Origin of the sequence: Streptomyces sp. NPDC050211 (genome assembly GCF_040656035.1) — a bacterium.
Taxonomy (GTDB): Bacteria; Actinomycetota; Actinomycetes; order Streptomycetales; family Streptomycetaceae; genus Streptomyces.
The window spans coordinates 15,651-34,761 of sequence record NZ_JBFALC010000049.1 but is presented as its reverse complement, the minus strand read 5'-3'; the positions used below and the strand labels follow the sequence as shown (position 1 = coordinate 34,761).

Sequence of the window (19,111 nt, the reverse complement as noted above, 5' to 3'; positions counted from 1 at the left end):
TCGGCCATGTCCGGCGCAGGAGTGAAATCCGGATCCGGCCCTCACCGCATTCGCGCACAGAATCAAGGAGGGAAAGATGGACACGAGCTCAGGCGTGCGCGAACTCCGCAAGCAGGCAATCGAAGACCTGACAAGGGAAGGCCGCGACCCGGAGCGGTACAACGTCAACGGAATCATTCGCGACGCCTGGATCAACGGCAATGGATCGGCCGAGGTGTGGCGGGCGGCCGTGGACAAGCACCGCATCCAGTTCCTGGTCGGGGACACGGTGCGTGTGGCCGTGGAGATCGACGGCTTCGAAGAGTATCTGTACGGCCGTATCGAAGAGTTCCGCACGGCCGACAACCGGACGTACAGGCGCCGGGTCCCCAACCCGCCCTCGGCCTACGTCGAACTGTTCGAGCGGTACTCGGGGGCGCTGAGGCCGCTGTCAGAGATCACCCCGGAGATAGATGACTTCGAGATCACTTCCGAGCACGAGGAAGTGCACCGAGGCGCTCCGGCACACAACTTCGGGATCTTCCACTGCGCCAGCGGGATCCACGGCGGCTACACGCCGCCCGCTGACGTGCTGGTGATCCACAGAGCGTCCGGGATCGAGCGCAGGTTCTGCAACGACTGCAACAACGGCGGCCAGCGGGCCCGGCTCGGCCACCAGATGTGGTGGGACCGGCAGATGTGCCGCGACACCATCCAGGAGCTGACCGAGCACCCGGAGCAGATCACCGGCCCGGCCGACGACGAAGACGCGGACGCATCCCGCCGCTGGGCCGACGCATTCCCCTACCTGGTGCCGGCGAAGGCCGCGGAGTTGTACGCGCAGTGGAAGGAGCACCGTGGTGCTGCCTGAGATCCGCATCCGTATCCAGCACCCGGACGAGCCTGACGCGTATTCGTGGTGGGACTTCACGGCCGAGGACGCAGCAGAAATCCTCGCGGGCCGGAAGTTCCCGTACGTCGCCGAGATCATCGACTCCGCTGGCCGGGTGCTCAACGACTGCTCGAACCTGATCGCTGGGCCCGGCATGGAAGGAACGTATACCTCTCCGGAGCTGATCCCGGATGACGCCCTGGCGTACTACGCCACGGATCACTGGGTGCCTGAGTGCGGTATTGAGGCGGGCGCCCTGATCCACCACGGCGACCAGTTCCTCCGCGTGATGGGGCCCGAGTACACCGACCAGGAATACGGCTCCATCGGCTACGCGACTGGCTTCTTGTTCTGCCAGCCCACCACCGGCGGCTCCCCGGTCCGGATCTGGGCCGAGGACGCCACGCACCGAGTACGGGAGGTAACCGCATGAACTACAACCCCTACGACGAGTGGGACGCGTACATGAGGCGTCACAACGGCTACAGCTCCGACACCGCGGCGGAGCTGGAGGGCCAGGGCTATCCGGTGTGCGACTTCAACTGCTGTCTGGAGAAGCCGGGTCCGGACGCCCCGCGGTGCGGGACGGTCGTCCACGACCCGAGCGACCCGCCCGAGGAGCAGTGCCGCGGCGTGGCCACGCACACGATGTTCTATTCGCTCAAGGACTGGGAGACCCAGACCCGCGAGTACTTCCGCGAGCCCGCCTGCCTGCCGTGCGTGCGTACCTTCCGGCGGCGTCCGTCGCTGAAGGTGACGGCCTACGTGATCGGCCAGGAGCCGACTCCGCTGCTCGTGCCGGACAAAGGCGCGCTTGAACAAACTGATCAGCCGGACAGCAGAGGGGAGGGTGAATGAGGGCCGAAGCACAGGGGTGGACGATCGTCCACTCCAAGCGCACCGAGTGGCGCGGCGAATTCGGTGGTGTGTTCCTGGGCGAGCACGATGGAGAGTGGGTCGCCGGGCGGATGTACGTCGGCAAGAGCATGACCGACGGATTCGGCCCGGGCGGCGAGTGGTGGTACGCGACCTACTACGACCTGCCAACGGAGCACGAGTGCTACCGGGCGCGGCGTGCGGTGCGCGAGTACGTGCGGCTGGCGAAGGAGACCGCGCAGTGCTGGGACGGCATCTTCGAGCAGCGGGCCGGTGAGGCGATCGACCGCCACTGGGCGCGCAGGGCGCCGCTGGACAACGTGGCGGACATGTCGGCGGGGTGGGTCCACCCAGGCCTGACTGGAGACATCCACGGGCACACTTTCCTGCTGCCCGCGGTGGACGCGAAGTACGAGTTGTTGCAGTACATGCGACGCAGCTATGCCGTGAGCGAGGCGTTCCGGCAGCCGGAAAACGGCAAGACCGGCTCCGATCTCCACCAGGCTTTCCAGGCCGCGGTCGAGGCGGTCGGCCCGGTGAACCTGAGCGTGGCCGGCGACCGGTTCTCCCTGTCGTACCAGGGCCGTTACAACGACGCCGACGAGCGCTGGCGTCGTATCCCCCGCAACCCGCACCCCGATCGAAGCACTGGCAGTCTGACGAGTCGGCCGCCCGAAGGCATCGATCCCGGTCGACCAACACCAACGGAAACGCCCAGGGGCTGCTGCGGGCTTGGGACCGAGAACGCCCGGACATCGCCCGCCGCCTGTGGGGACTCAAGAAGGATGCGCAGTGACCGGAACCGAGAATGAAACGGCCGTACGAACCGCCTATCGCGTCACGTGGAAACGCGACAGCACCGACAAGTCGCACACAGAGACCTGCGTGGTTCACACCAGCCAACTGCGCCGACCGGGTGACACGAAGGAGCGGGACGGGATCCTGCGGCAGATGCTCGCCCTCCGCTGGCTGCCGATCGGGCAGATGCAACCCGAGAACATCGTGCTCCTGGACGTCCAGCCGTGGTGCAACTGCGAGCCGGAACCCATCCGTGACTGCGCCTACAAGCAGGACGGCGGCAAGCGCTTCAGCCTGTCCGCCTCGCACGGCAGGCCCGGGTTTGAAGTCATCACCGACCGCCACAGCAACGAGGTCCTCGGCATCGTCCACAACACGCTCAGCGTCGAGTTCCTGACGCTGGTGCGCAGCAAGTACGGCCACCAGTAGAAGCAGGGACACAGCAGCAACGTACGCGGCTCGCCCATCGGCAGCCGCTTTTTTCATGCCTGAAGGGAGGCGCTCTGTGTGAGGAAGAGGCTGCCGCGCTACAGCCCGCCGGTGATCGCGCCGAAGGACGAGTACGACGGGTACGCCATCAAACTGGACCTGGGTGACTGGTGCTACGCGCTGGATTGCAGCCCGTGCATCTACGGGCCAGGCTGGTATCCCTTCTACGAATACGTCACCCGGCCGGTACACGACCCCAGCGCGCCGCTCGCCGGGCCGAGGGACGTGGCCACGGGACAGATCAGGCCCACCTCGGTACGGATCTCGCCCGACGTGGAGTGGTACTCGTGGCGCAACGAGTACGTCACGCTCTTTCCGTACTACAACGACCACCGGGTGAAGGCGCGCACCCGCCTGTACGTCCAGAGGACTACGGTCCGGGGAATCGAAATCGGGATTGACCTGCGCACCGAGGTCGTGATCCTCCCTGAGGGATGCCCGGACAATCTCCAGGAGCAGGCCGAGGTCAAGGGTCGGCGCATCCTCGACTTCCTGAAACGGGCGCGCAGCGAGCGCCGCCGGGGACTGACAGCCCCGGACAAGGTGGTCCACCCGGGGATGCGAGACGACAACGACGGCTGAACCAGCCCTGCCTCCGCAGTGGTTCGCCAATCCCGACGGGCCGCTTTGAACCACGCTCGCGACCTGCGAGTGGGTCAAGAAGGGCGAACCGCTCTGCCTGATCGGCGACTCCGGGACCGGCAAGTCCCACCTGCTGATTGCCTTGGGCACTGAGGCCGCCATGCAGGGCTTCCGCGTCCGCTACGTGCTGGCGACCAAACTCGTCAACGAGTTGGTCGAAGCCGCCGACGACAAGCAGCTGTCCAAGACGATCGCCCGCTACGGACGTGTCGATTTCTTATGCATTGATGAACTCGGCTACATGGAACTCGACCGGCGCGGAGCCGAGTTGCTGTTCCAGTGGCTTCGACAGCGTGAGCTGGCCCCGCCTGTCAGTGGGTTTCGGCCCCACTTGGCGATCGTTCGGGCATGATCTGTCAGTGTGTTTTGGCCCCACCCTCGCGTCGCGGTGTGTGGTTCAGGGGGCGACTGTGGCCGGTGGGGGTATCCATCGACGGGGAGATGTCTGTGATCGTCTGGGTGAACGGCGCGTTCGGCAGTGGGAAGAGCACGCTGGTGGATGAACTGCGTCCGCGCTGGCCCGAGGCGCTGGTCTATGACCCGGAGATGGTCGGCTATGTGCTGCGCGAGATCGTGGAGGTCCCGACCGGCGATTTCCAGGATCTGCGGCTGTGGAGGCGGCAGGTCGCCGACCTGGCCGTGGGGCTCGTCGAGGAGTATCAGCGGCCCGTCCTGGTGCCCATGACGCTGGTCAACCCCGGCTATGTCGAGGAGATCTTCGGTGCGCTGAAGGACGCAGGGATCGCTGCTCACCACTTCTTCCTCAAGGTCTCCGAGGATGTGCTGGTGAAACGGATCGACGGACGGAGCTTCACGCCTGACGACCCCACGCAGGATGAGCGGGTGCGCAAGTGGTGCAAGTCCAAGATCGAGTCGTGCATGGCCGCAGTGGACACCCTGCCCAGTGACACCGTGTTCCTGGACGGCGAGCTGAGCCCGCGGGAGCTGGCCGACGACGTGCTGGCCCGCGTCGGCGCCGTCCCGGGCCGGTAGTCCGGGTTCTCGTGCGTGGTCAGCCGCTGCCCTGCTGGTTCTTGGTGTGGGCGAGGCGGTAAGAATCGGTGCCGGTCTCGATGATGTTGCCGCCGAAGGTGAGCCGGTCCACGATCGCCGCGCCTATCGTCGACCGGCTCACCTTCAACGGCGCCATCATCCAGACCGGCACCGAGTCCTACCGCCTCGCCCATACCAAAGCCCTGGCCGAGCAGACCGCAGCCGGCTGAACGGCGCCGCATGGCCGACCCCGGAGCCAACGGGGTCGGCAGCAGGACAAGATCAGCCGTTCACTTCCCGCGCCACGCGCTCCAGTCGGCTCCGGTGGCCCTCCCACCACGTCTGATCCCCTGGTGGCATGTTGTCTTTGCCCTGCAAATAGCCGACGGATCCGTCGATGAGCTCTCGCACGATGTCGGCGTGACCGGCGTGCCGCTGAGTATCGGAGATCACGCGCACCACGATGTGGTTCAGCGTCACCTCTCGCCGTTCCTCCGGCCACCACGGGACGTGACCGATCGCGTCAAGCGGCAGCACCGCGATCGTGCTGTTGGAGTGCTCCCACGCCTGGCGATACAGCCCAACGATCTGTTCCCGTGATTCGTCTGCTGCGGCCCACATGTCCGAGTTGGGCTCTGACTCCTCGGTATACCACCAGGACGGTGGGTCCTCGTCGAAGAACGGCCGCCCAAACGTGTCGCCGAAGTATCCCAACTCCACGCTGGCGACATGCTTGACCAGCCCCAACAGGTTCGTGCCCGTGGGGGTCAGCGGGCGGCGGATGTCGTACTCCGAGAGCCCATCGAGCTTCCACACCAGGGCGTCACGCCCTTCTTGCAAGTACCGGAGAAGGTCCGCTTTCGGGTTCGGTTCGATCATGCTGGGCAGTTTCCCATCCGGCACTGACAGCCGGGAGTGACATCAAAAGTCGGCTCTGGCACAGATCTTGGGGAGCGGTCGCGGAGCGTCACAAGGCAGGTCGCTTCGCGGCTGTGATTACACCTGCTCTTGGTAGACCCGGATTTCCTGGGGGTGGAAGTTGCGGACGATCGGCCAGAATTCCTGGCGGCCAAGGCCGCCGGCCCAGGCGTCGAGTTCGTCGTCCGTGTCGTGGAAGAACCAGGTCTCGAAGTGCCCCAGCGCCCGAAGTTGGGGGACGGGCTCGTACCGAAGTTCGCAGTGGAGCTGGATGTAATGATCGTGCTCGCCGGAAGCGTCGTTGATCTCGAACTGCCGGACCAGGTCCAGCGTGAAGACGGGCGATCCCTCGAAGGCGTGAGTCCCGTACTGGAAGAGAAGGCCATCAGCGTCCGGCGTGTCCGCGGTGTCGAAGCGCTGGGAGCCGAAGCGCACGAACCTGAGCCACACCTCGTCCAAGTCCAGTTCGGCGAGGGGCTGCTGTCCACGGCTCAGCTCATGTTGAAGTCGCTCCTCGGCCCGGTCTATGGGCGGTCTCTCCGACATTCTGTCCTTCGCAATCGACGGAATCTGTGGCCTCGCGGTGATCTTCTCAGCCCACCACACTCGCTGACGTGGCCAGGGTTGGCTGCAGAGTCTGGGCGGGACGTTATTGAAGCAGGATCATCTTGCGGAGCAATTCGAATCCGGCACGGCCGTAGAGCTGCCTCTTGATCTTCTTGATGCGGTTCACGGCGCCTTCCGTGCCACCGGAGCTCCAGTGCAGGGTGAGGCCGGCGGTCACCGCGTCGAGGTCTCGGAGCAGGTGGAGGGCAAAGTTGGTGAGGCCGGGCAGCTGGCTGGCATCGACGGCCTCGATCCATGAGGGGAGCATGAGACCCAGCCGGTGAGCCAGGATCTCGCCGAAACCGCGGACATGTTCGGCCGCTGTATCCAGTTCTGGACAGCGAGCCAGGACGTCCTTCAACGCAGCGCGCTCGTCTTCGCTCAGGGTTGAGGGGTGACGGGTGAGCCAGCCGGTGACCCGCCTGACGGTCGGCGGCGGGGGTGGCGCCTGCGGCGGTGCGGCGCGCAGGGTGGCAATGTAGGCGCGGACCATCTGGTAAGTGACGGGCGCGTTCTCAGCGGTCAGTTCGCGATGAAGGCGGGTGACGTTCGTGCAGCCCGCGGCGAACCGCCGTTCAAGATAGGGCTTGTAGGGGTCGAGACGACTTGGCCGGGGGCGGTTTTCTCGGAGGGTGTCCTGCCAGGTGGCAGCACGTGCGTAGCGCAGCACGGTGTTGAGCCCCCAGCCCAGATGCCGGGCGATCGCCCTGCGGGAGTGCCCCTGGGCGAGCAGCTCGTGGACCAGGGCGTGCGCGGCCTTCTTGCGCTGGGCCCGTCGGCCATCAAGGTCCGGTCCGCCGCGCACCGAGTCGTCGGGCGACGCCGCAACGTCCTTTCGCATCGGCGCTGTTGGTCCGTTCAAGCATTCGCGGTGGGCAGCAACGCAGGTTTCCACGGCTCGGCCGATGCCCTGCCACAGGTGGAACCGGTCGGCGACCTGGATCGCGGCGGGAGCGCCGAGTCGCGCGCCCTCTATCGGTAAGTCCGGCTATCAGAACCTGCGGAATGCTCAGGACGAGAGGGCCTCGGCCAGCCGTCCGGCTGTGGAGGCGTCCTGGAAGCCGGGCTGCTACTCAGCCGTGCCGCAACAACCGACCGGACACAGAGCGTCTTTAGCGGCGGCGGTCGCGGGTGAGGGTGGCTCGGGTTGATTGACGTCATCCGAGTCGGGCCTGGTTTGGCACCCAAGCAAACTGTGTTCCAGATGCGTCCGACTCCAGGCGCAAATGGATTCGCGGTGAATACAGTCAAAGGCCCTGTCTAATTCCATTGCCGTTTTTGGCCTATTTATTCCTCGCGCTGCTGGCGTCACGGTGGTGGAAAATGCCCAGCAAACCCTCTACTGGGTTGGCTATGGTGCGAGCATGTCGCAGAGCAAGAAGCGGAAGAATGACCACCGAAAGCGTCCCGGTGCGCAGGTGTCGGGGAACCCCCAGGTGCGGCGCTCGGTGTCCTCAAAGGGCCGGCTGGGGCCGTTCTTCAAGCTACTGGGCGAGATCGCGGTGGCGGCCGAGCAGGCCGTGCAGTCGACGCCGAACGCGGCTGATCAGCTTGTCCGCTTCGACATCGAGATCTTGATGCGTGGCGCCAACAGCGTTAAGGCGGTCCGGACTCTGCTGGAGCAGGGCCACTGGGAGCCTGCAGTCGGTGTGACCCGTCAGCTGTTCGAACTCCTGGTGAACATGGAGTACCTAGGCGCGATGGAGGACCGTGCAGAGGGGACGCTGTTGTTCGCCCGGTTCGGTCTCCTTCAGGTGCTGCTCGCCCAGCAGAGGAAGGCTTCTTACCAGCAGGAGAAGGGGCATTCTTTCGACGCTCAATTGGACGCGATGGTGGATCAGCATTTGGCGAACGACTTCAGCGATTTCCAGGGAAAGCCGAAGGCGGACGGCTCAGTCAGGTGGGTGTCGAGTTGGTGCCGGAAGGACACAGCCGAACTGGCCAAGCTGTCGTCGGATCCCATGCGTGCCCATCAGTACAACATTCTGTTCCGAGTCTGGTCGGAGCAGGCTCATGCGGCTCCCGGCGCCCTGATTGCGGACATGTTCCGTGGCAGCGAGGAGGGGTGGGTGGAGCAGGCTGTTATAGAGAACGACCAGTCGAGCGTCGAAGCCGTTCTGTTCACGGTCATGTTCTTCCTGCGCCTCTGGCTCGAACTGCCGAACGTCCCGGCGTCGCCTGAGCGTGTGGCCGGGTGGTTGCGTGAGTTGAGCGCCCTGAGCGGTGGGCCCGCCCTTCCGCCTCGCCCTTGGACTGCGGAGGAAGTTTCTGCATGATGGTCGAGCCCCAGGGACACTTCATGCTCGGCTTCGCCCGCCTCCACAACCTCACCTTCACAGGGTGGCCGACACCGGCGACCGGGAACTGTCCATCCTCGCAAGGCGATCGGCTGGTGCCAGCGCCACGGCTGGATCGAATACCTTCGCGAAGAACCAGAGATAGTCCCGGTAGTGTCAGATTTCCGTCCGTGTTTCGCGCGTGCGGTATTCGCTCGGACTGACGCCGTGTTCTTTCTTGAAAGCGTTGCTGAGGGCGAAGGCGTTGGCGAAGCCGACGCGGTCGGCCACTACGGCGAGGGTTGTGTCGGGCTCGCGGAGTAGCTCAGCGGCGAGCGCCATGCGGCGTTGCCGCAGGTAGGTCATGGGTGGTTGCCCGACCAGGGTGTTGAAGCGCCGGGCGAGGTGCGCTCGTGACACGCCGGTTTTCGCCGCGAGTGCGGGCAGGGTCCACGGGTGGGCGGGGTCGTCGTGCAGCAGGCGCAGTGCCGGGGCGACCACGGGGTCGCTGTGGGCCCGGTACCAGGTGGGGATCTCTGCGCTGGGACGGGTGAACCAGGCGCGCAGGGCGGTGATCAGCATCAGGTCCATCGTCCGGTCCAGCAGGATCTGCTGCCCGGGTTCCTCGCGGGTGATCTCTTCGAAGGTCGAGTGACTGACCGGACAGGTCCCCACGGACGATTCGATGACGGCAAGCGGTGGCAGGGCCGAGAGCAGCCGGCCCGGCGTGCCGACGTCGACGGTGTACAAGCCGTTGATCAGAAGGGTGCGGTCCGGCTCTGCGGCGTTCCAGGCGCCCGCGTCCGGAGTCCGTGCGGGAAGCAGTTCCTCGCCCTGTGGGGTCGTGCAGCGGCCTCCGGCCCGGATCACCACGTCCGGTTCTGTGCTCGGGTCGTCCGCGATCACATAGGGCGCGCCCCCGCACAGCACCGCGACGTCACCGGGGCCGAGCCGGACCGGGGCACCGCCCTCGGGGGTGATACAGACGGAGCCGTGCACAAGGACCGCGAGGGCCAGCGGTGAGCCGTCCTCGAAGCGCGTCGCCCAGGGACCGGTCAGGGAGGACTGGTTGAAGAGCGCGCCACGGGTGCGTACCCCGTTCAGGAGATCGGTCAGCGGATCGATGCCGGTCAGTCCCGCAGGGTCCATGTCGGTCAGCGTAGACGAACGCGTATGGACGTGAGCCTGTGTGGCATGGGTGAGGCGGTCGGCGGCTGGTTCAGTTGAGCCCATGAGCGACGAGATGATCCTGGTGACCGGTGCTACGGGAAAGACGGGCCGCCGGGTGGCGCGGCTGCTGCAGGAACAGGGGGTGGCGCTCCGCGCGGCCTCCCGTTCCGGAACGCCGTCCTTCGACTGGACCGACCGGGGCACTTGGGAGCCGGCGCTGCGAGGGGTGACGGGGATGTATCTGGTGGTTCCCGACCTCGGCAGCCGGCAGGCCGCGGATGCCATCGGTGCGTTGGCCCGGCAGGCTGCGGCGGCCGGGGCACGGCGTGCGGTGCTGCTGTCCGTGCCCGAGGGCGGGGGCGTGGACTATGAGCAGGTCCTGAGCGCGGAGCGGGCGCTGGAGCACGCGGGCCTGGACTGGACCGTGCTGCGGCCTCGGTGGTTCTTCCAGAACTTCAGCGAGGACTTCCTGCTCGCCCCCGTGCTGAGCGGCGAGGTACGGCTGCCGGCCGGGGACGGAAAGGAGGCATTCGTCGACGCCGAGGACATCGCCGAGGTGGCGGTCGCCGCGCTCACCGAGGACGGGCACGCCGGGTGGCACTACGAGCTCAGCGGCCCGAGGCTGATGACCTTCCGGGACGCGGTCGAGGAGATCGCCCGGGCCACCGGCCGCGACCTCCGCTACGTGCCACTGACCCCCGAGGCGTACGCGGACGAGCAGCGCGCCCAGGGCGTGCCCGAGGAGTGGGTGCAGCTGTCCGTCGGCCTGTACGACTACGTCCGCTCCGGTGGCCTTGCCACACTCAGCGACGGCGTTCAGCGTTCGCTGGGCCGCGCTCCCCGGGACTTCTCCGACTACGCCGAGGCCGCTGCCCGGCAGGGTGTCTGGAACGCCTGACCTTTCCCATGGGGAAGACCAGCAGGACAAGGGCCACGACAACCACGAGAGCCGCGCCGGAGCACGAAGCAGTCTTGCAGGCGGTACTCCGAACCCGCGAGCGCCGCCACCGCGTCTTCCTCATGACGATCGGCGCCGTCGTCCTCACGTGGTTCGCCGGCTACTGGGCTCTCAACGCCCACGAGGACAGCGAACGGAAAGCCGCCGCGGCCAGGAAACACGTACACGGCGAAAGAGTCTGGGACGCCGACAGGCTGACGTACCGCCACGTCAAAGGCGCTGTGGACTATCCCATGACTCCGCCCGTCGGCGGTGACCACTACGCGGCATGGATGACCTGCGACGGCACCGTCCACACCAGGCCGATCCGCAACGAGAACGCCGTCCACTCCCTCGAACACGGGGCGGTGTGGGTCACCTACAACGACACGGCCACCGCCACCGACATCAAGAAACTCGCGGACACCGTCACCAGGACCCCCTACACGCTGATGAGCCCCGTCACCGGTCAGTCCGCAACGATCACGCTGTCCGCCTGGGGCCACCAGCTCAGCGTCGACACGGCATCCGACCCCCGTGTCCGGCAGTTCATCACCGCCTACGTACAAGGCCCGCAGACACCCGAACCCGGCGCCCCCTGCACCGGTGGTCTGACCTCGCCATGACGGGCCTTACAGCCGGTCCAGGGCGTCCGTACCTGACTGACACTCCCATATTCTCCTTCGCCACTCCTTGGAGCTTTCCCTTGCCTTCCGACAGCACCACCGGTGCCCCGGCGCAGCCGGGCATCGAGGCGTCCGGGGCTTCACCCGGCGGCCGGCATCTCGGCCTGGCGCTCTTCGTGATCGCCGCGGCCCAGCTGATGGTCGTCCTCGACAACACCATCACCAACATCGCGCTGCCCAGCATCCAGACCGACCTGGACGTGTCCGACGCGAACCTGGCCTGGATCGTCAACTCCTACGCGCTGGCCTTCGGCGGTCTGCTCCTGCTCGGCGGCAAGGCAGGCGACCTCTTCGGCCGGCGGCGCATGTTCCAGGGCGGCATCATCGTCTTCACCTTCGCCTCCCTGCTGGGCGGTCTGGCCCCGAACGAGGGTCTGCTCATCGGCGCCCGCGTGCTCCAGGGCGTCGGTGCGGCGATCGCCGCACCCAGCGCTCTGGCGCTGATCACGACCACGTTCCCGGCGGGCAAGGCACGCAATACGGCGATGGGCGTGTACGCCGCCATGGCGGGCGTCGGCGCCACGGTGGGTCTGCTGCTGGGCGGCATCCTCACCGATGGTCTCGACTGGCGCTGGGTGTTCTACGTCAACATCCCGATCGGCCTGGCCGTCCTCGTCGGCACCAGGACGCTCGTCGAAGCCCAACATCACCCCGGCCGCCTGGACGTCCCCGGCGCGATCACCGGAACCAGTGGCCTGATCGCCCTGGTCTACGGCATCACCCGCGGCGGCGAGCACGGCTGGACCGACGGCCTGACCCTGATCTCCTTCGCCTCGGCCGCGGTACTGCTGGTCGCGTTCCTGCTCATCCAGTCGCGTGCGGCGGACCCGATGATGCCGCTGCGCCTGTTCAAGGACCGCACCCGCTCCGGCAGTTACGCCACGATGCTATTCATCGGCGCGGGCATGTTCGCAACCTTCTACTTCCTGGCCCTGTACATGCAGCTGATTCTCGGCTACAGCGCTGTCAAGACGGGCTTTGCCTATCTGCCCTTCAGCATCGGCATGGCGACCGCCGCGGGCGTCAGCTCCAAACTGGTCACCCACTTCGCACCGCGGCTGATCGCCGCACCGGGTCTGATGGTCGCGGCGGGGGGCATGTTCTGGTTCGCCACCCTGGAGACCGACTCCTCGTACGTGGGACACCTGATGCCGGCGATGTTCATCACCGCCCTCGGACTGGGCCTGAGCTTCGTCCCGATGACGGTGTGCTCGGTGAGCGGCGTGGATCACCTGGACACCGGCGTCGCCTCGGCGCTGCTGAACACCGCGCAGCAGATCGGCGGCGCGCTCGGACTCGCGGTCCTGTCGACGATCTCCACCTCGGCGGCCGACGACAAACTCCCAGAGGCCGCGTCCAGCCTCTACCGGGGCCTGGCGATACACGACTTCGGCCTTGTGGCCAAGGCAGGCGAGGCGCTCACACACGGCTACACCATGGCCTTCATCGCCTCCGGTGGCATGTTCCTGGCCGGGCTGGTAGTCGCGATCCTGGCCGTCAACGCCGACAAGCAACAGCACACCGAGGGCGCGGCGCCCGTCCATATGGGCTGACCTCTCAAGGGCGTCGGTCCCGTCCACGTGTGCCGACACCACCAAGGGCGCGGCCCGGCCGGCGCGGGCCGACACAGCCCGCGACGACGCCGGGCGGGCCCTCCACCTCGGGTCATTGCGGTGACCACCAGGGCAAGTTGAGCTTCGGAGGAATCGCAATGAGGCTGCTGAGCGAACAAGAGATCGCCTACCTTCACGGACACAGGATCGGACGGCTGGCCACGGTGGGAACATCCGCCAACCCGCATGTAGTGCCAGTCGGGTATCACCTCGACACCGACCGCGGCACCATCAAGATCGGCGCAACCATGCTGGCAGACCGCGGTCAGGAGCGCCTGTACGTACGCCATCTGCGAGCCAACCCGCAGGTGGCATTCGTAGTGGACGACCTGAAGGTGGAGCCGTCCTGGACACCAAGCGGGATCCTGTTGAAGGGCACAGCCCGTCTGCACACCGAGGGCGGTGAAGTCCTCGGTCCAGGCTTCGGCCCGAACTGGATGGACATCGTGCCCAACTGGGTGTCGTCATGGGGAGTGGACACCGCCACCACGTATCTCCCCGTCCCCCGCGAGGAATGAGCGTGGTTCACTCCCGCCGCCAGCACCATCGACCTTAGTTCAGGCAATACAACAGCGCCGAAAACGTGGCCATCCGACTCGCCGAGGGGAGCGAGGGGCACCACCCGCACTCACCGTCTGGGAGCACGCACAGGTCGCCGGCGCGGAGCCGAACGGCGGCGAGCCCACAGGGCCAACATCACGCTGAGCTACACGTCACGTGGTTCGCCGTTCGTTAAGACCCTTAAGATCAACTATTGGGATTTACCGCATGCCTTGCGGCGGGAGAGCTCAGCGGCATAGTCAGCTCGTACGGAGCCAGCCTCCTTGGTCCACTTCTCGGCCCGGTTGATGTGCAGTCCGAGCAGGCGGCTGAGGACGACGGCGGGGAGATCAGCAGAGAGATCCATCAGCGTGGTGTTGCGGGCGGGCCGTGCCTTGATGCCCAGGGCCGTGAGCTTGCGCATGAGCTGTCGGCTGCTGATCGGCTGTCCGCCGGCCTTGCCCGGGAAGAGCCAGGGGTGATCGCCACTGCGTCCGAGGGTCGAGTAGCCGTGCCGCTGCTGGACCAGTTCCAGCACGAGGGAGTCCAGCGGGGGCGGCAGGTCGGTCGGGTGGGACCCGAGCGTGAGCGCAACCCCGCCCTCCGTGCGGGTGACCTGGGCGAGCCGGATCCGGGAGGTCCGGCTCAGAGGCTGGGCGAACAGCAAGAGAAGAAGTCCTGCGACGCGGGTGGTGGTGTCGACCCCGTCTCCCTTCACGAGTCGGCGGACGTGGGCCCATCGTTGATCTTGCTCGATGATGACCATCGAAGCGTCCTTCGACGGGATCGGGATCAGGACGCGGTGAGCGTGGCGGTTCCGTACAGACCAGACCAGGAAGGTTCGGGCGAGGTAGCGGACCCAGATGTCGGTGGCCAGCCAGTCGTCGATGTCGTGCTGGGTGCATGTGGCCAGGCTCATGCTGCGGGCCCGGAGCCATGCGACCAGCTGGATTGCGGCCTTGACCTCACGGCGGACGACCACCGCCTGGTGCACGGTGACGGGCCGTTTTTCGGCATCTCGCCGGAGCCGCCGCAAGTGGTGCCAGGTAGCGAAGCCGCGAACGACCTGGCGCTCCCGGGGATCCTCTATTCGGGCGACGGCCCGGGGCAGCCAGCCCTCAAGTTCGGCGAGGCGCTCGTCGCGAGCCGGAAGAACACCGACGGCAGCCAGAGCCGCCCGCAAGTGACGGACCGCTTTCACCGGGTGCCCAAGGCCGTCGAGGAGGTCGTGCGTCACGGACCCCTTCTCGGCGGCGAGAGCAGCCAGCAAACGCCGCGGAACGGGTTCACGAAGCCAGTAGAGAAGAGAGAGGGGATCGCCCCGGTGTAAGCATTGGAACACCGGTTCCAGGTCCGGCCGGACGATGCCGTCGGGCCCACCGAGCAGGCCGGTCAACTGCCGGTCGAGAGCGCACGAGTTGCAAAGCCCGTGATGATAGAGCCGTTCGAGGACACCACATTGGACACAGTTGCGTCTGGCGATGGGGTGCTTGTCGTAGCAGACCCGGCAGAGCGCTTCCCCGTTCGGGCCACGTCCGGTGAGCGGCTTGGCCCTGCCGCAGTTGTGGCAGGGCACTGGAACCCGAATGCAGCTGTGACACAGAGGACCGCCGTCGGGAAGCCGAGCTCTCACAGACCGCTCGTTGCCGCAGCGCGAGCATGTCTGGGGCGGCCGCAGCCGGTTGGAACATGCCTCGCAGCGGGGCGCCTCGCTCTGCGCGAAGTAGCAGGGCCGGGTCCGGCCGCAGTCCGCGCAGACGGCTGTCGGTGGTCGGAAGCATCGTCCGCAGAGCCGCTGGTCACCGTCGCGGCGAACGACGTTGACGGTCCGTCCGCAGCTGGTGCACGGCTCGTGGTTGACCGGGTCGGCTCGCGTGCAGGGGTGACACAGCGGCTGGTCATCGACCGTTCTGGTAGCGACCGGCTTGGTTCGCCCGCAGCGCGAGCAGGGCATGAGGCGGAACTTTTCGTAACAGGACCGGCAGGCCCGCTGGCCGTCCAGGACGTGGCGGAGCTTGCGGTCGGTGCCGCAGAACGGGCAGGGCGGCAGCACGATGTTCCGGGCGCCGCGGGCCAGGAGATCTTCGATCAGGAGGATGAGCTTGTGCGGCCCGTGGGCACCCTCGCCGGTCAGCAGGCGGGGGTTGTCCTCCAGGGCCAAGGCCAGCTGCCGCTGGTGGGCAGGCATCTGACAGGTTGCCCGGACCGCGGCGGCTACCTCATACCGGGCGAGGCCGGGGTCAACTGCGACGGCATGGTCGCAGACGACATCGACGGGGTCCTTGCTGCCGGTGTCGGGGTGAAGGGCACAGCGTGGTCGGCCGAGGTGGTCGTGGCTGGCGACGTGCGCGGTCCGGCCGCAGATGATGCACGGGTTCGCAGCCGCGGCTTGCTTCATTTGGCAGTAGGCGCAGATCCGTTGGTTGCCGTCGAGGTTGGGCAGGCGGTGCTGTTTACCGCAGTGGGCGCATCGGGGCAGCACGACCCGTGTGGCGCCGACCGCCTGCAGGGCCCGTACGAGTTTCTGGATAGTGACGGGTCCCTCGGGACGGCCGGACGTCAGCAGTTCGGGGTCCCGGCTGAGGGCCTCGGCGAGCTTGCGGTGATGGGACCTCATCTTGGCCGTCGAGGCGATGGCCTCGGCGACCACGGCCAGGGAGAGTTCGGGTTCGATAGCCAGCACTACCTCGGCAATCAACGCGTTCGGCTCGGTGAGGAACCGGGGAGGCTGGTCGTACTCCTGGTACACGCCGGCCTACTCCTTCACGATGCGGGCCCGCGTAGGCCGGAGGCCGCCGAGTCCGCTGTGGGTTTCGGAGGCGCCGCCAGCCGCCTTGCGGCGCTGGGCGGCGACGGCGACCGGCTCGATCAGCTCCTCCATTGAGCAGCCGAGGATGTCGAGCAGGGCCATGAGCGTCTTCAAGCTCAGCCGCTCGGGCCTCTCCACCACGAGCCGGTAAGTCTGGCTGGGGGACAAGTCGATGCCCCGCTCGGCCAGCAGTGGCCGTAGGTCGGTGGTGGAGAACATGCCGCGGGTAGCCATGACCTTGCGCAGGTGCCAGCGGTAGTCCAGCTTTGCCGTCATGTCGTATCCCTACTGGTCAGCGGTGAGTGCACGGTCCAGGACCTTCCGCATCATCGTGTTCATGAAGTCCCCGCTGACCCCGGTGTAGATGGCGGTCGTGGAGGCATAGAGATGTCCGACCTGTTCCTGGATGAACTTCGGGTCGGCTCCGTCCTCGATGTTGTGGGTCACATACGAATGCCTGAGGCAGTGCGGAGTCAGATCCTCGTCCATGCCCAGGGCGTTTCGGTATTCGGCAAACCGGTCCTCGATCTCCCGGGGCTGGAGCCGGCCGCCCCGCTCGGTCAGCCAGAGGGCTGGCCGGTCGCTCGCGCGGTATCGGGGGCGGAGGTTGAGGAGGTAGTCCTCCACAGACTCAACCGCCCAGGGCATCAGGCTGAGCACCGTGCGGCGACGGGGCGGGGAGCCCTTGGTCCGCTTGCCGTAACGGACGTGCAGGGCACCGAACTTGCCCAGCTCAGGAGCCTTCGGGTTCTTGTAGAAGTCGGTCGTGTCCAGACGGGATGCTTCGGTCGCCCGCAGGCCCCAGCCGTAGATGGTCTTGAACACCGTGGCGTCGCGGTAGGCCGCCATCGCCCCCTTGCGGCCCAGCCGGATCGCCCGTTCCACCTGGTCGTCTGCGTAGTCGAACATGGCCTGGCATTCCTCACGGGTCATCGGCCGCCGGTCAGGGCTGCCCTCGTACTCGGTGAGGTGGGCGACGGTGTTCCACTCGTGGCAGATCTGGACCGGATGCGTGCCGAAGCGTTCCTCGCAAATCTCCGGCCACTGGTAGTACGGCGAGGTGATGTAGTCGCAGAACTGCCGGATTGAGCCCTGGTAGTTGCGGATAGTCGACTCGGCCCGGTCACCCGCAGCAATCAGTTCGGTCATCCAGTCGTCGAGGTCACCCGCCGACCACGTCCACGGGTACTCGTTGGCATACTCCATGAACCGGCGTACCACTGACAGCCGGTCGCCGATCGTCTTCGGCTGCAGCCGCCTGCCGCCCCGCTGCTGCCGCCGCCACCCTTCCAGCATCGCGTCGAACACCGCGTCCTCAGGCTGAAGGAGGGCGACGCCGTCGACCAGGATCATCCGGCCAAGCGGGTCATCCGACCCCGAACGAGCCACGTTGCACCCCTTCCTCTGGGTGCGCGAATCATGCATCACATGCAAGCTATGAAGCAAAGATGCTGGTCAGTCACCCGAGTTGAAGAAGACGACAAGGAAGGGAAGGACGCAGATCAGCAGGTCGCGCCGTGCGGGATCACGCTTCAGATGCAATTCCCCGGGGTTGGCATAGGCACCCGCCCGGTCCCGGCAGATGATCTCCACACCTGGATGGGTGGCCAGCCACGCGGCCAGCGGCCCGGAGTCGCGCGTCGGAAGCACGTCCACCACGCGATGGGTCTCTCCGCAGGTCAGGACGGTGGAGTAGGACTGCCCGCGGCGGGTGGCGAAGTCGTCCACACCCAGCACACGCGGCGTGCTGAGCTGCGGGTCAGGTAACGCCATGACCTTGCGCAGCAGGGTCATCCGTCCCACGTGGAAACCCAGCTGGGCAGTCAGTCGGGCGCCGGCCCGTCCGGCGAGTGCGAGCCCGACACGCTCCAGGACGCGTCCCAGCCGCGTGGTGAAGCGCGCGTACGGGGCGGTCAACTGAGTGAACGGCTCGGCGAACGTACGACGCGGGCAGTCGTCCGTGCTGCAGATGAAACGCCGGACCGTCAGATGGATCACGACGCTCTGTTCAGCGAGCGGCAGATCCTTCAGTCTGCGCTGGTAGGAGTCGTGCACTCGGTCCGAGGAGCGGCCGCAGTCCGGACATGCTGCCCGGCTGCCCGGCTTCTGGCCGTGACGTCGACCGTGCCGAAGGCGGCGGTCACTGCTTCGACCTCCACGCCATCGATTCCGTCGAACACGAGCGAGTCCCAGAACATTGCGTCGGCCTGCATGACCAGCACCGTCACCGCTCGTTGCGGTCACCGGAGAGGTCAAGCACAGACCTGACAGAGCGTCACTCCTTGCTGCAAGACGGAAAGGCGCACGCGGTCTCGCGCGAATCCGGGCTCTTGCAATCGAACGCCGCAGTGACGCTCCGCGACCGCTCCCCAAGATCTGTGCCAGAGCCCAAAAGTCACTGACATTGATCTTGCCTGCTGCTGCGAAACGACTCCCCAAGTCACCTCGAAATGACTCCCCTCGAAAGTGACACAGCCAGACGACAATACAGAGGGCGACACACGACTCGACGAGACCGAAGCGCTGGAATTCACCACGGTCCTCGCCCTCGCCATCGCGACGCACAGCGCCGGAGGCCTCGTGATGCGCACCAGCGCCCCCGGCACGAGCGACCGCGTCTACGGCTGGCGACTGCGCGGAGACGGACTCCAGCCCCTTACCGCGGCCGAGGTGTTCGACGCCTACTGCACCAACACCGAATCAGGAGACATCGTCTCCCCGGAATCGGTCGGCGACCCACTCTCTGGCGGGCTACGACGACGCACCCGGAACGATCCACAGGCTCAGTGACGTCCGGTCAGCTTCCCTGAGTTGAATACCGCGGGGAATTGACGCGCCAGCCCCGGAGAGGCCAACGGCTGCGCCTTCTAGCACCGCACGCCTCCGC

The 19,111-nt window shown here is 66.6% G+C and carries 22 protein-coding genes and 4 pseudogenes; 16 read left to right on the top strand and 10 right to left on the bottom strand.

From position 1 onward, the window contains the following. Nucleotides 1–76 precede the first annotated feature (76 nt). The 8 genes and pseudogenes from AB0I98_RS35470 (at nucleotide 77) to AB0I98_RS35435 (ending at nucleotide 4,669) form a co-directional block, all read left to right on the top strand. Complete coding sequence (locus tag AB0I98_RS35470) at nucleotides 77–850, top strand: hypothetical protein (RefSeq protein WP_362949108.1); 774 nt, start codon at nucleotides 77–79, stop codon at nucleotides 848–850. Continuing rightward, nucleotides 840–1,304 carry a hypothetical protein gene (locus tag AB0I98_RS35465; protein WP_362949106.1) on the top strand — a complete coding sequence of 155 codons (465 nt, stop codon included), beginning with the start codon at nucleotides 840–842 and terminating at the stop codon, nucleotides 1,302–1,304. The genes AB0I98_RS35470 and AB0I98_RS35465 overlap by 11 nt, the downstream gene beginning before the upstream one ends. Continuing rightward, nucleotides 1,301–1,729 carry a hypothetical protein gene (locus AB0I98_RS35460; RefSeq protein ID WP_362949104.1) on the top strand — a complete coding sequence of 143 codons (429 nt, stop codon included), beginning with the start codon at nucleotides 1,301–1,303 and terminating at the stop codon, nucleotides 1,727–1,729. Before AB0I98_RS35465 ends, AB0I98_RS35460 begins: the two co-directional genes overlap by 4 nt. After that, the gene (locus tag AB0I98_RS35455) at nucleotides 1,726–2,559 is read left to right on the top strand and encodes a hypothetical protein (protein ID WP_362949103.1); all 834 of its coding nucleotides are present in this window, start codon (nucleotides 1,726–1,728) and stop codon (nucleotides 2,557–2,559) included. Before AB0I98_RS35460 ends, AB0I98_RS35455 begins: the two co-directional genes overlap by 4 nt. Beyond that, entirely contained in the window at nucleotides 2,540–2,974 is a 435-nt protein-coding gene (locus AB0I98_RS35450) for a hypothetical protein (RefSeq protein WP_362949101.1), read from the top strand. The genes AB0I98_RS35455 and AB0I98_RS35450 overlap by 20 nt, the downstream gene beginning before the upstream one ends. A gap of 78 nt (nucleotides 2,975–3,052) precedes the next feature. Beyond that, nucleotides 3,053–3,616: a hypothetical protein gene (locus tag AB0I98_RS35445; protein ID WP_362949099.1), complete on the top strand. Its 564-nt coding sequence runs from the start codon at nucleotides 3,053–3,055 to the stop codon at nucleotides 3,614–3,616. 52 nt (nucleotides 3,617–3,668) lie between these two features. Next, nucleotides 3,669–3,974 (top strand): annotated as a pseudogene (locus AB0I98_RS35440) (ATP-binding protein); the annotation flags it as partial. 149 nt (nucleotides 3,975–4,123) lie between these two features. After that, on the top strand, nucleotides 4,124–4,669 hold the full coding sequence (locus tag AB0I98_RS35435; RefSeq protein ID WP_362949183.1) for an AAA family ATPase: 546 nt from the start codon (nucleotides 4,124–4,126) through the stop codon (nucleotides 4,667–4,669). A gap of 19 nt (nucleotides 4,670–4,688) precedes the next feature. On the opposite strand, the pseudogene AB0I98_RS35430 reads toward AB0I98_RS35435, so the two are convergent. Beyond that, a pseudogene (locus AB0I98_RS35430) lies at nucleotides 4,689–4,796 on the bottom strand (AAA family ATPase); the annotation flags it as partial. On the opposite strand from AB0I98_RS35430, the pseudogene AB0I98_RS35425 reads away from it, so the two are divergent. Beyond that, nucleotides 4,783–4,899: pseudogene (locus AB0I98_RS35425) on the top strand (AAA family ATPase); the annotation flags it as partial. The pseudogenes AB0I98_RS35430 and AB0I98_RS35425 overlap by 14 nt on opposite strands. Nucleotides 4,900–4,951: 52 nt before the next feature. On the opposite strand, the gene AB0I98_RS35420 reads toward AB0I98_RS35425, so the two are convergent. The 3 genes from AB0I98_RS35420 to AB0I98_RS35410 form a co-directional block, all read right to left on the bottom strand. After that, nucleotides 4,952–5,548, bottom strand: a complete 597-nt coding sequence (locus AB0I98_RS35420) for a DinB family protein (protein WP_362949098.1) — start codon at nucleotides 5,546–5,548, stop codon at nucleotides 4,952–4,954. 117 nt (nucleotides 5,549–5,665) lie between these two features. Continuing rightward, nucleotides 5,666–6,133: a hypothetical protein gene (locus tag AB0I98_RS35415; RefSeq protein ID WP_362949096.1), complete on the bottom strand. Its 468-nt coding sequence runs from the start codon at nucleotides 6,131–6,133 to the stop codon at nucleotides 5,666–5,668. A 103-nt stretch (nucleotides 6,134–6,236) separates the two neighbouring features. After that, nucleotides 6,237–7,088 carry a transposase gene (locus AB0I98_RS35410; protein WP_362949095.1) on the bottom strand — a complete coding sequence of 284 codons (852 nt, stop codon included), beginning with the start codon at nucleotides 7,086–7,088 and terminating at the stop codon, nucleotides 6,237–6,239. Between the two features lie 469 nt (nucleotides 7,089–7,557). Between AB0I98_RS35410 and AB0I98_RS35405 the strand changes: the two genes are divergently transcribed. Continuing rightward, the gene (locus AB0I98_RS35405; RefSeq protein ID WP_362949094.1) at nucleotides 7,558–8,469 is read left to right on the top strand and encodes a DUF5677 domain-containing protein; all 912 of its coding nucleotides are present in this window, start codon (nucleotides 7,558–7,560) and stop codon (nucleotides 8,467–8,469) included. 177 nt (nucleotides 8,470–8,646) lie between these two features. Here AB0I98_RS35405 and AB0I98_RS35400 read toward each other — a convergent pair whose 3' ends face one another. Next, a complete protein-coding gene (locus AB0I98_RS35400) occupies nucleotides 8,647–9,618 on the bottom strand; it encodes an AraC family transcriptional regulator (protein ID WP_362949093.1) in 972 nt (323 codons plus the stop codon). Between the two features lie 82 nt (nucleotides 9,619–9,700). Between AB0I98_RS35400 and AB0I98_RS35395 the strand changes: the two genes are divergently transcribed. The 4 genes from AB0I98_RS35395 (at nucleotide 9,701) to AB0I98_RS35380 (ending at nucleotide 13,393) form a co-directional block, all read left to right on the top strand. Further along, nucleotides 9,701–10,537, top strand: coding sequence for an NAD(P)H-binding protein (locus AB0I98_RS35395; protein ID WP_362949091.1), 837 nt, complete (start codon nucleotides 9,701–9,703; stop codon nucleotides 10,535–10,537). Between the two features lie 74 nt (nucleotides 10,538–10,611). Next, nucleotides 10,612–11,202, top strand: a complete 591-nt coding sequence (locus tag AB0I98_RS35390) for a DUF3105 domain-containing protein (protein WP_362949089.1) — start codon at nucleotides 10,612–10,614, stop codon at nucleotides 11,200–11,202. Between the two features lie 80 nt (nucleotides 11,203–11,282). Next, the gene (locus AB0I98_RS35385) at nucleotides 11,283–12,815 is read left to right on the top strand and encodes an MFS transporter (protein WP_362949087.1); all 1,533 of its coding nucleotides are present in this window, start codon (nucleotides 11,283–11,285) and stop codon (nucleotides 12,813–12,815) included. Nucleotides 12,816–12,973: 158 nt separating this feature from the next. Beyond that, nucleotides 12,974–13,393: a pyridoxamine 5'-phosphate oxidase family protein gene (locus AB0I98_RS35380; protein WP_362949086.1), complete on the top strand. Its 420-nt coding sequence runs from the start codon at nucleotides 12,974–12,976 to the stop codon at nucleotides 13,391–13,393. A gap of 233 nt (nucleotides 13,394–13,626) precedes the next feature. On the opposite strand, the gene AB0I98_RS35375 is transcribed toward AB0I98_RS35380, so the two are convergent. After that, nucleotides 13,627–14,409: a hypothetical protein gene (locus tag AB0I98_RS35375; protein ID WP_362949084.1), complete on the bottom strand. Its 783-nt coding sequence runs from the start codon at nucleotides 14,407–14,409 to the stop codon at nucleotides 13,627–13,629. Between AB0I98_RS35375 and AB0I98_RS35370 the strand changes: the two genes are divergently transcribed. Continuing rightward, nucleotides 14,404–14,745: a hypothetical protein gene (locus tag AB0I98_RS35370; RefSeq protein WP_362949082.1), complete on the top strand. Its 342-nt coding sequence runs from the start codon at nucleotides 14,404–14,406 to the stop codon at nucleotides 14,743–14,745. The two genes, AB0I98_RS35375 and AB0I98_RS35370, sit on opposite strands and share 6 nt — an antisense overlap. A 1,425-nt stretch (nucleotides 14,746–16,170) precedes the next feature. Here the strand turns inward: AB0I98_RS35370 and AB0I98_RS35365 are convergent. From AB0I98_RS35365 to AB0I98_RS35350, 4 genes are all read right to left on the bottom strand, one after another. After that, complete coding sequence (locus AB0I98_RS35365) at nucleotides 16,171–16,500, bottom strand: helix-turn-helix transcriptional regulator (protein WP_362949081.1); 330 nt, start codon at nucleotides 16,498–16,500, stop codon at nucleotides 16,171–16,173. 9 nt (nucleotides 16,501–16,509) lie between these two features. Further along, nucleotides 16,510–17,577: a tyrosine-type recombinase/integrase gene (locus AB0I98_RS35360; RefSeq protein ID WP_362949079.1), complete on the bottom strand. Its 1,068-nt coding sequence runs from the start codon at nucleotides 17,575–17,577 to the stop codon at nucleotides 16,510–16,512. 102 nt (nucleotides 17,578–17,679) lie between these two features. Beyond that, the gene (locus tag AB0I98_RS35355; protein ID WP_362949078.1) at nucleotides 17,680–18,279 is read right to left on the bottom strand and encodes a transposase family protein; all 600 of its coding nucleotides are present in this window, start codon (nucleotides 18,277–18,279) and stop codon (nucleotides 17,680–17,682) included. Continuing rightward, on the bottom strand, nucleotides 18,252–18,437 hold the full coding sequence (locus tag AB0I98_RS35350; protein ID WP_362949076.1) for a hypothetical protein: 186 nt from the start codon (nucleotides 18,435–18,437) through the stop codon (nucleotides 18,252–18,254). Before AB0I98_RS35350 ends, AB0I98_RS35355 begins: the two co-directional genes overlap by 28 nt. Nucleotides 18,438–18,702: 265 nt before the next feature. Between AB0I98_RS35350 and AB0I98_RS35345 the strand changes: the two are divergent. Further along, nucleotides 18,703–19,014: pseudogene (locus AB0I98_RS35345) on the top strand (hypothetical protein); the annotation flags it as partial. Nucleotides 19,015–19,111 lie beyond the last annotated feature (97 nt).

Coding starts and splice junctions, on each gene's coding strand:
- AB0I98_RS35470 (WP_362949108.1), top strand. CDS start 77: ATGGACACGAGCTCAGGCGTGCGCGAACTCCGCAAGCAGGCAATCGAA.
- AB0I98_RS35460 (WP_362949104.1), top strand. CDS start 1,301: ATGAACTACAACCCCTACGACGAGTGGGACGCGTACATGAGGCGTCAC.
- AB0I98_RS35455 (WP_362949103.1), top strand. CDS start 1,726: ATGAGGGCCGAAGCACAGGGGTGGACGATCGTCCACTCCAAGCGCACC.
- AB0I98_RS35420 (WP_362949098.1), bottom strand. CDS start 5,548: ATGATCGAACCGAACCCGAAAGCGGACCTTCTCCGGTACTTGCAAGAA.
- AB0I98_RS35415 (WP_362949096.1), bottom strand. CDS start 6,133: ATGTCGGAGAGACCGCCCATAGACCGGGCCGAGGAGCGACTTCAACAT.
- AB0I98_RS35405 (WP_362949094.1), top strand. CDS start 7,558: ATGTCGCAGAGCAAGAAGCGGAAGAATGACCACCGAAAGCGTCCCGGT.
- AB0I98_RS35400 (WP_362949093.1), bottom strand. CDS start 9,618: ATGGACCCTGCGGGACTGACCGGCATCGATCCGCTGACCGATCTCCTG.
- AB0I98_RS35395 (WP_362949091.1), top strand. CDS start 9,701: ATGAGCGACGAGATGATCCTGGTGACCGGTGCTACGGGAAAGACGGGC.
- AB0I98_RS35380 (WP_362949086.1), top strand. CDS start 12,974: ATGAGGCTGCTGAGCGAACAAGAGATCGCCTACCTTCACGGACACAGG.
- AB0I98_RS35365 (WP_362949081.1), bottom strand. CDS start 16,500: ATGACGGCAAAGCTGGACTACCGCTGGCACCTGCGCAAGGTCATGGCT.
- AB0I98_RS35360 (WP_362949079.1), bottom strand. CDS start 17,577: ATGATCCTGGTCGACGGCGTCGCCCTCCTTCAGCCTGAGGACGCGGTG.
- AB0I98_RS35350 (WP_362949076.1), bottom strand. CDS start 18,437: ATGCAGGCCGACGCAATGTTCTGGGACTCGCTCGTGTTCGACGGAATC.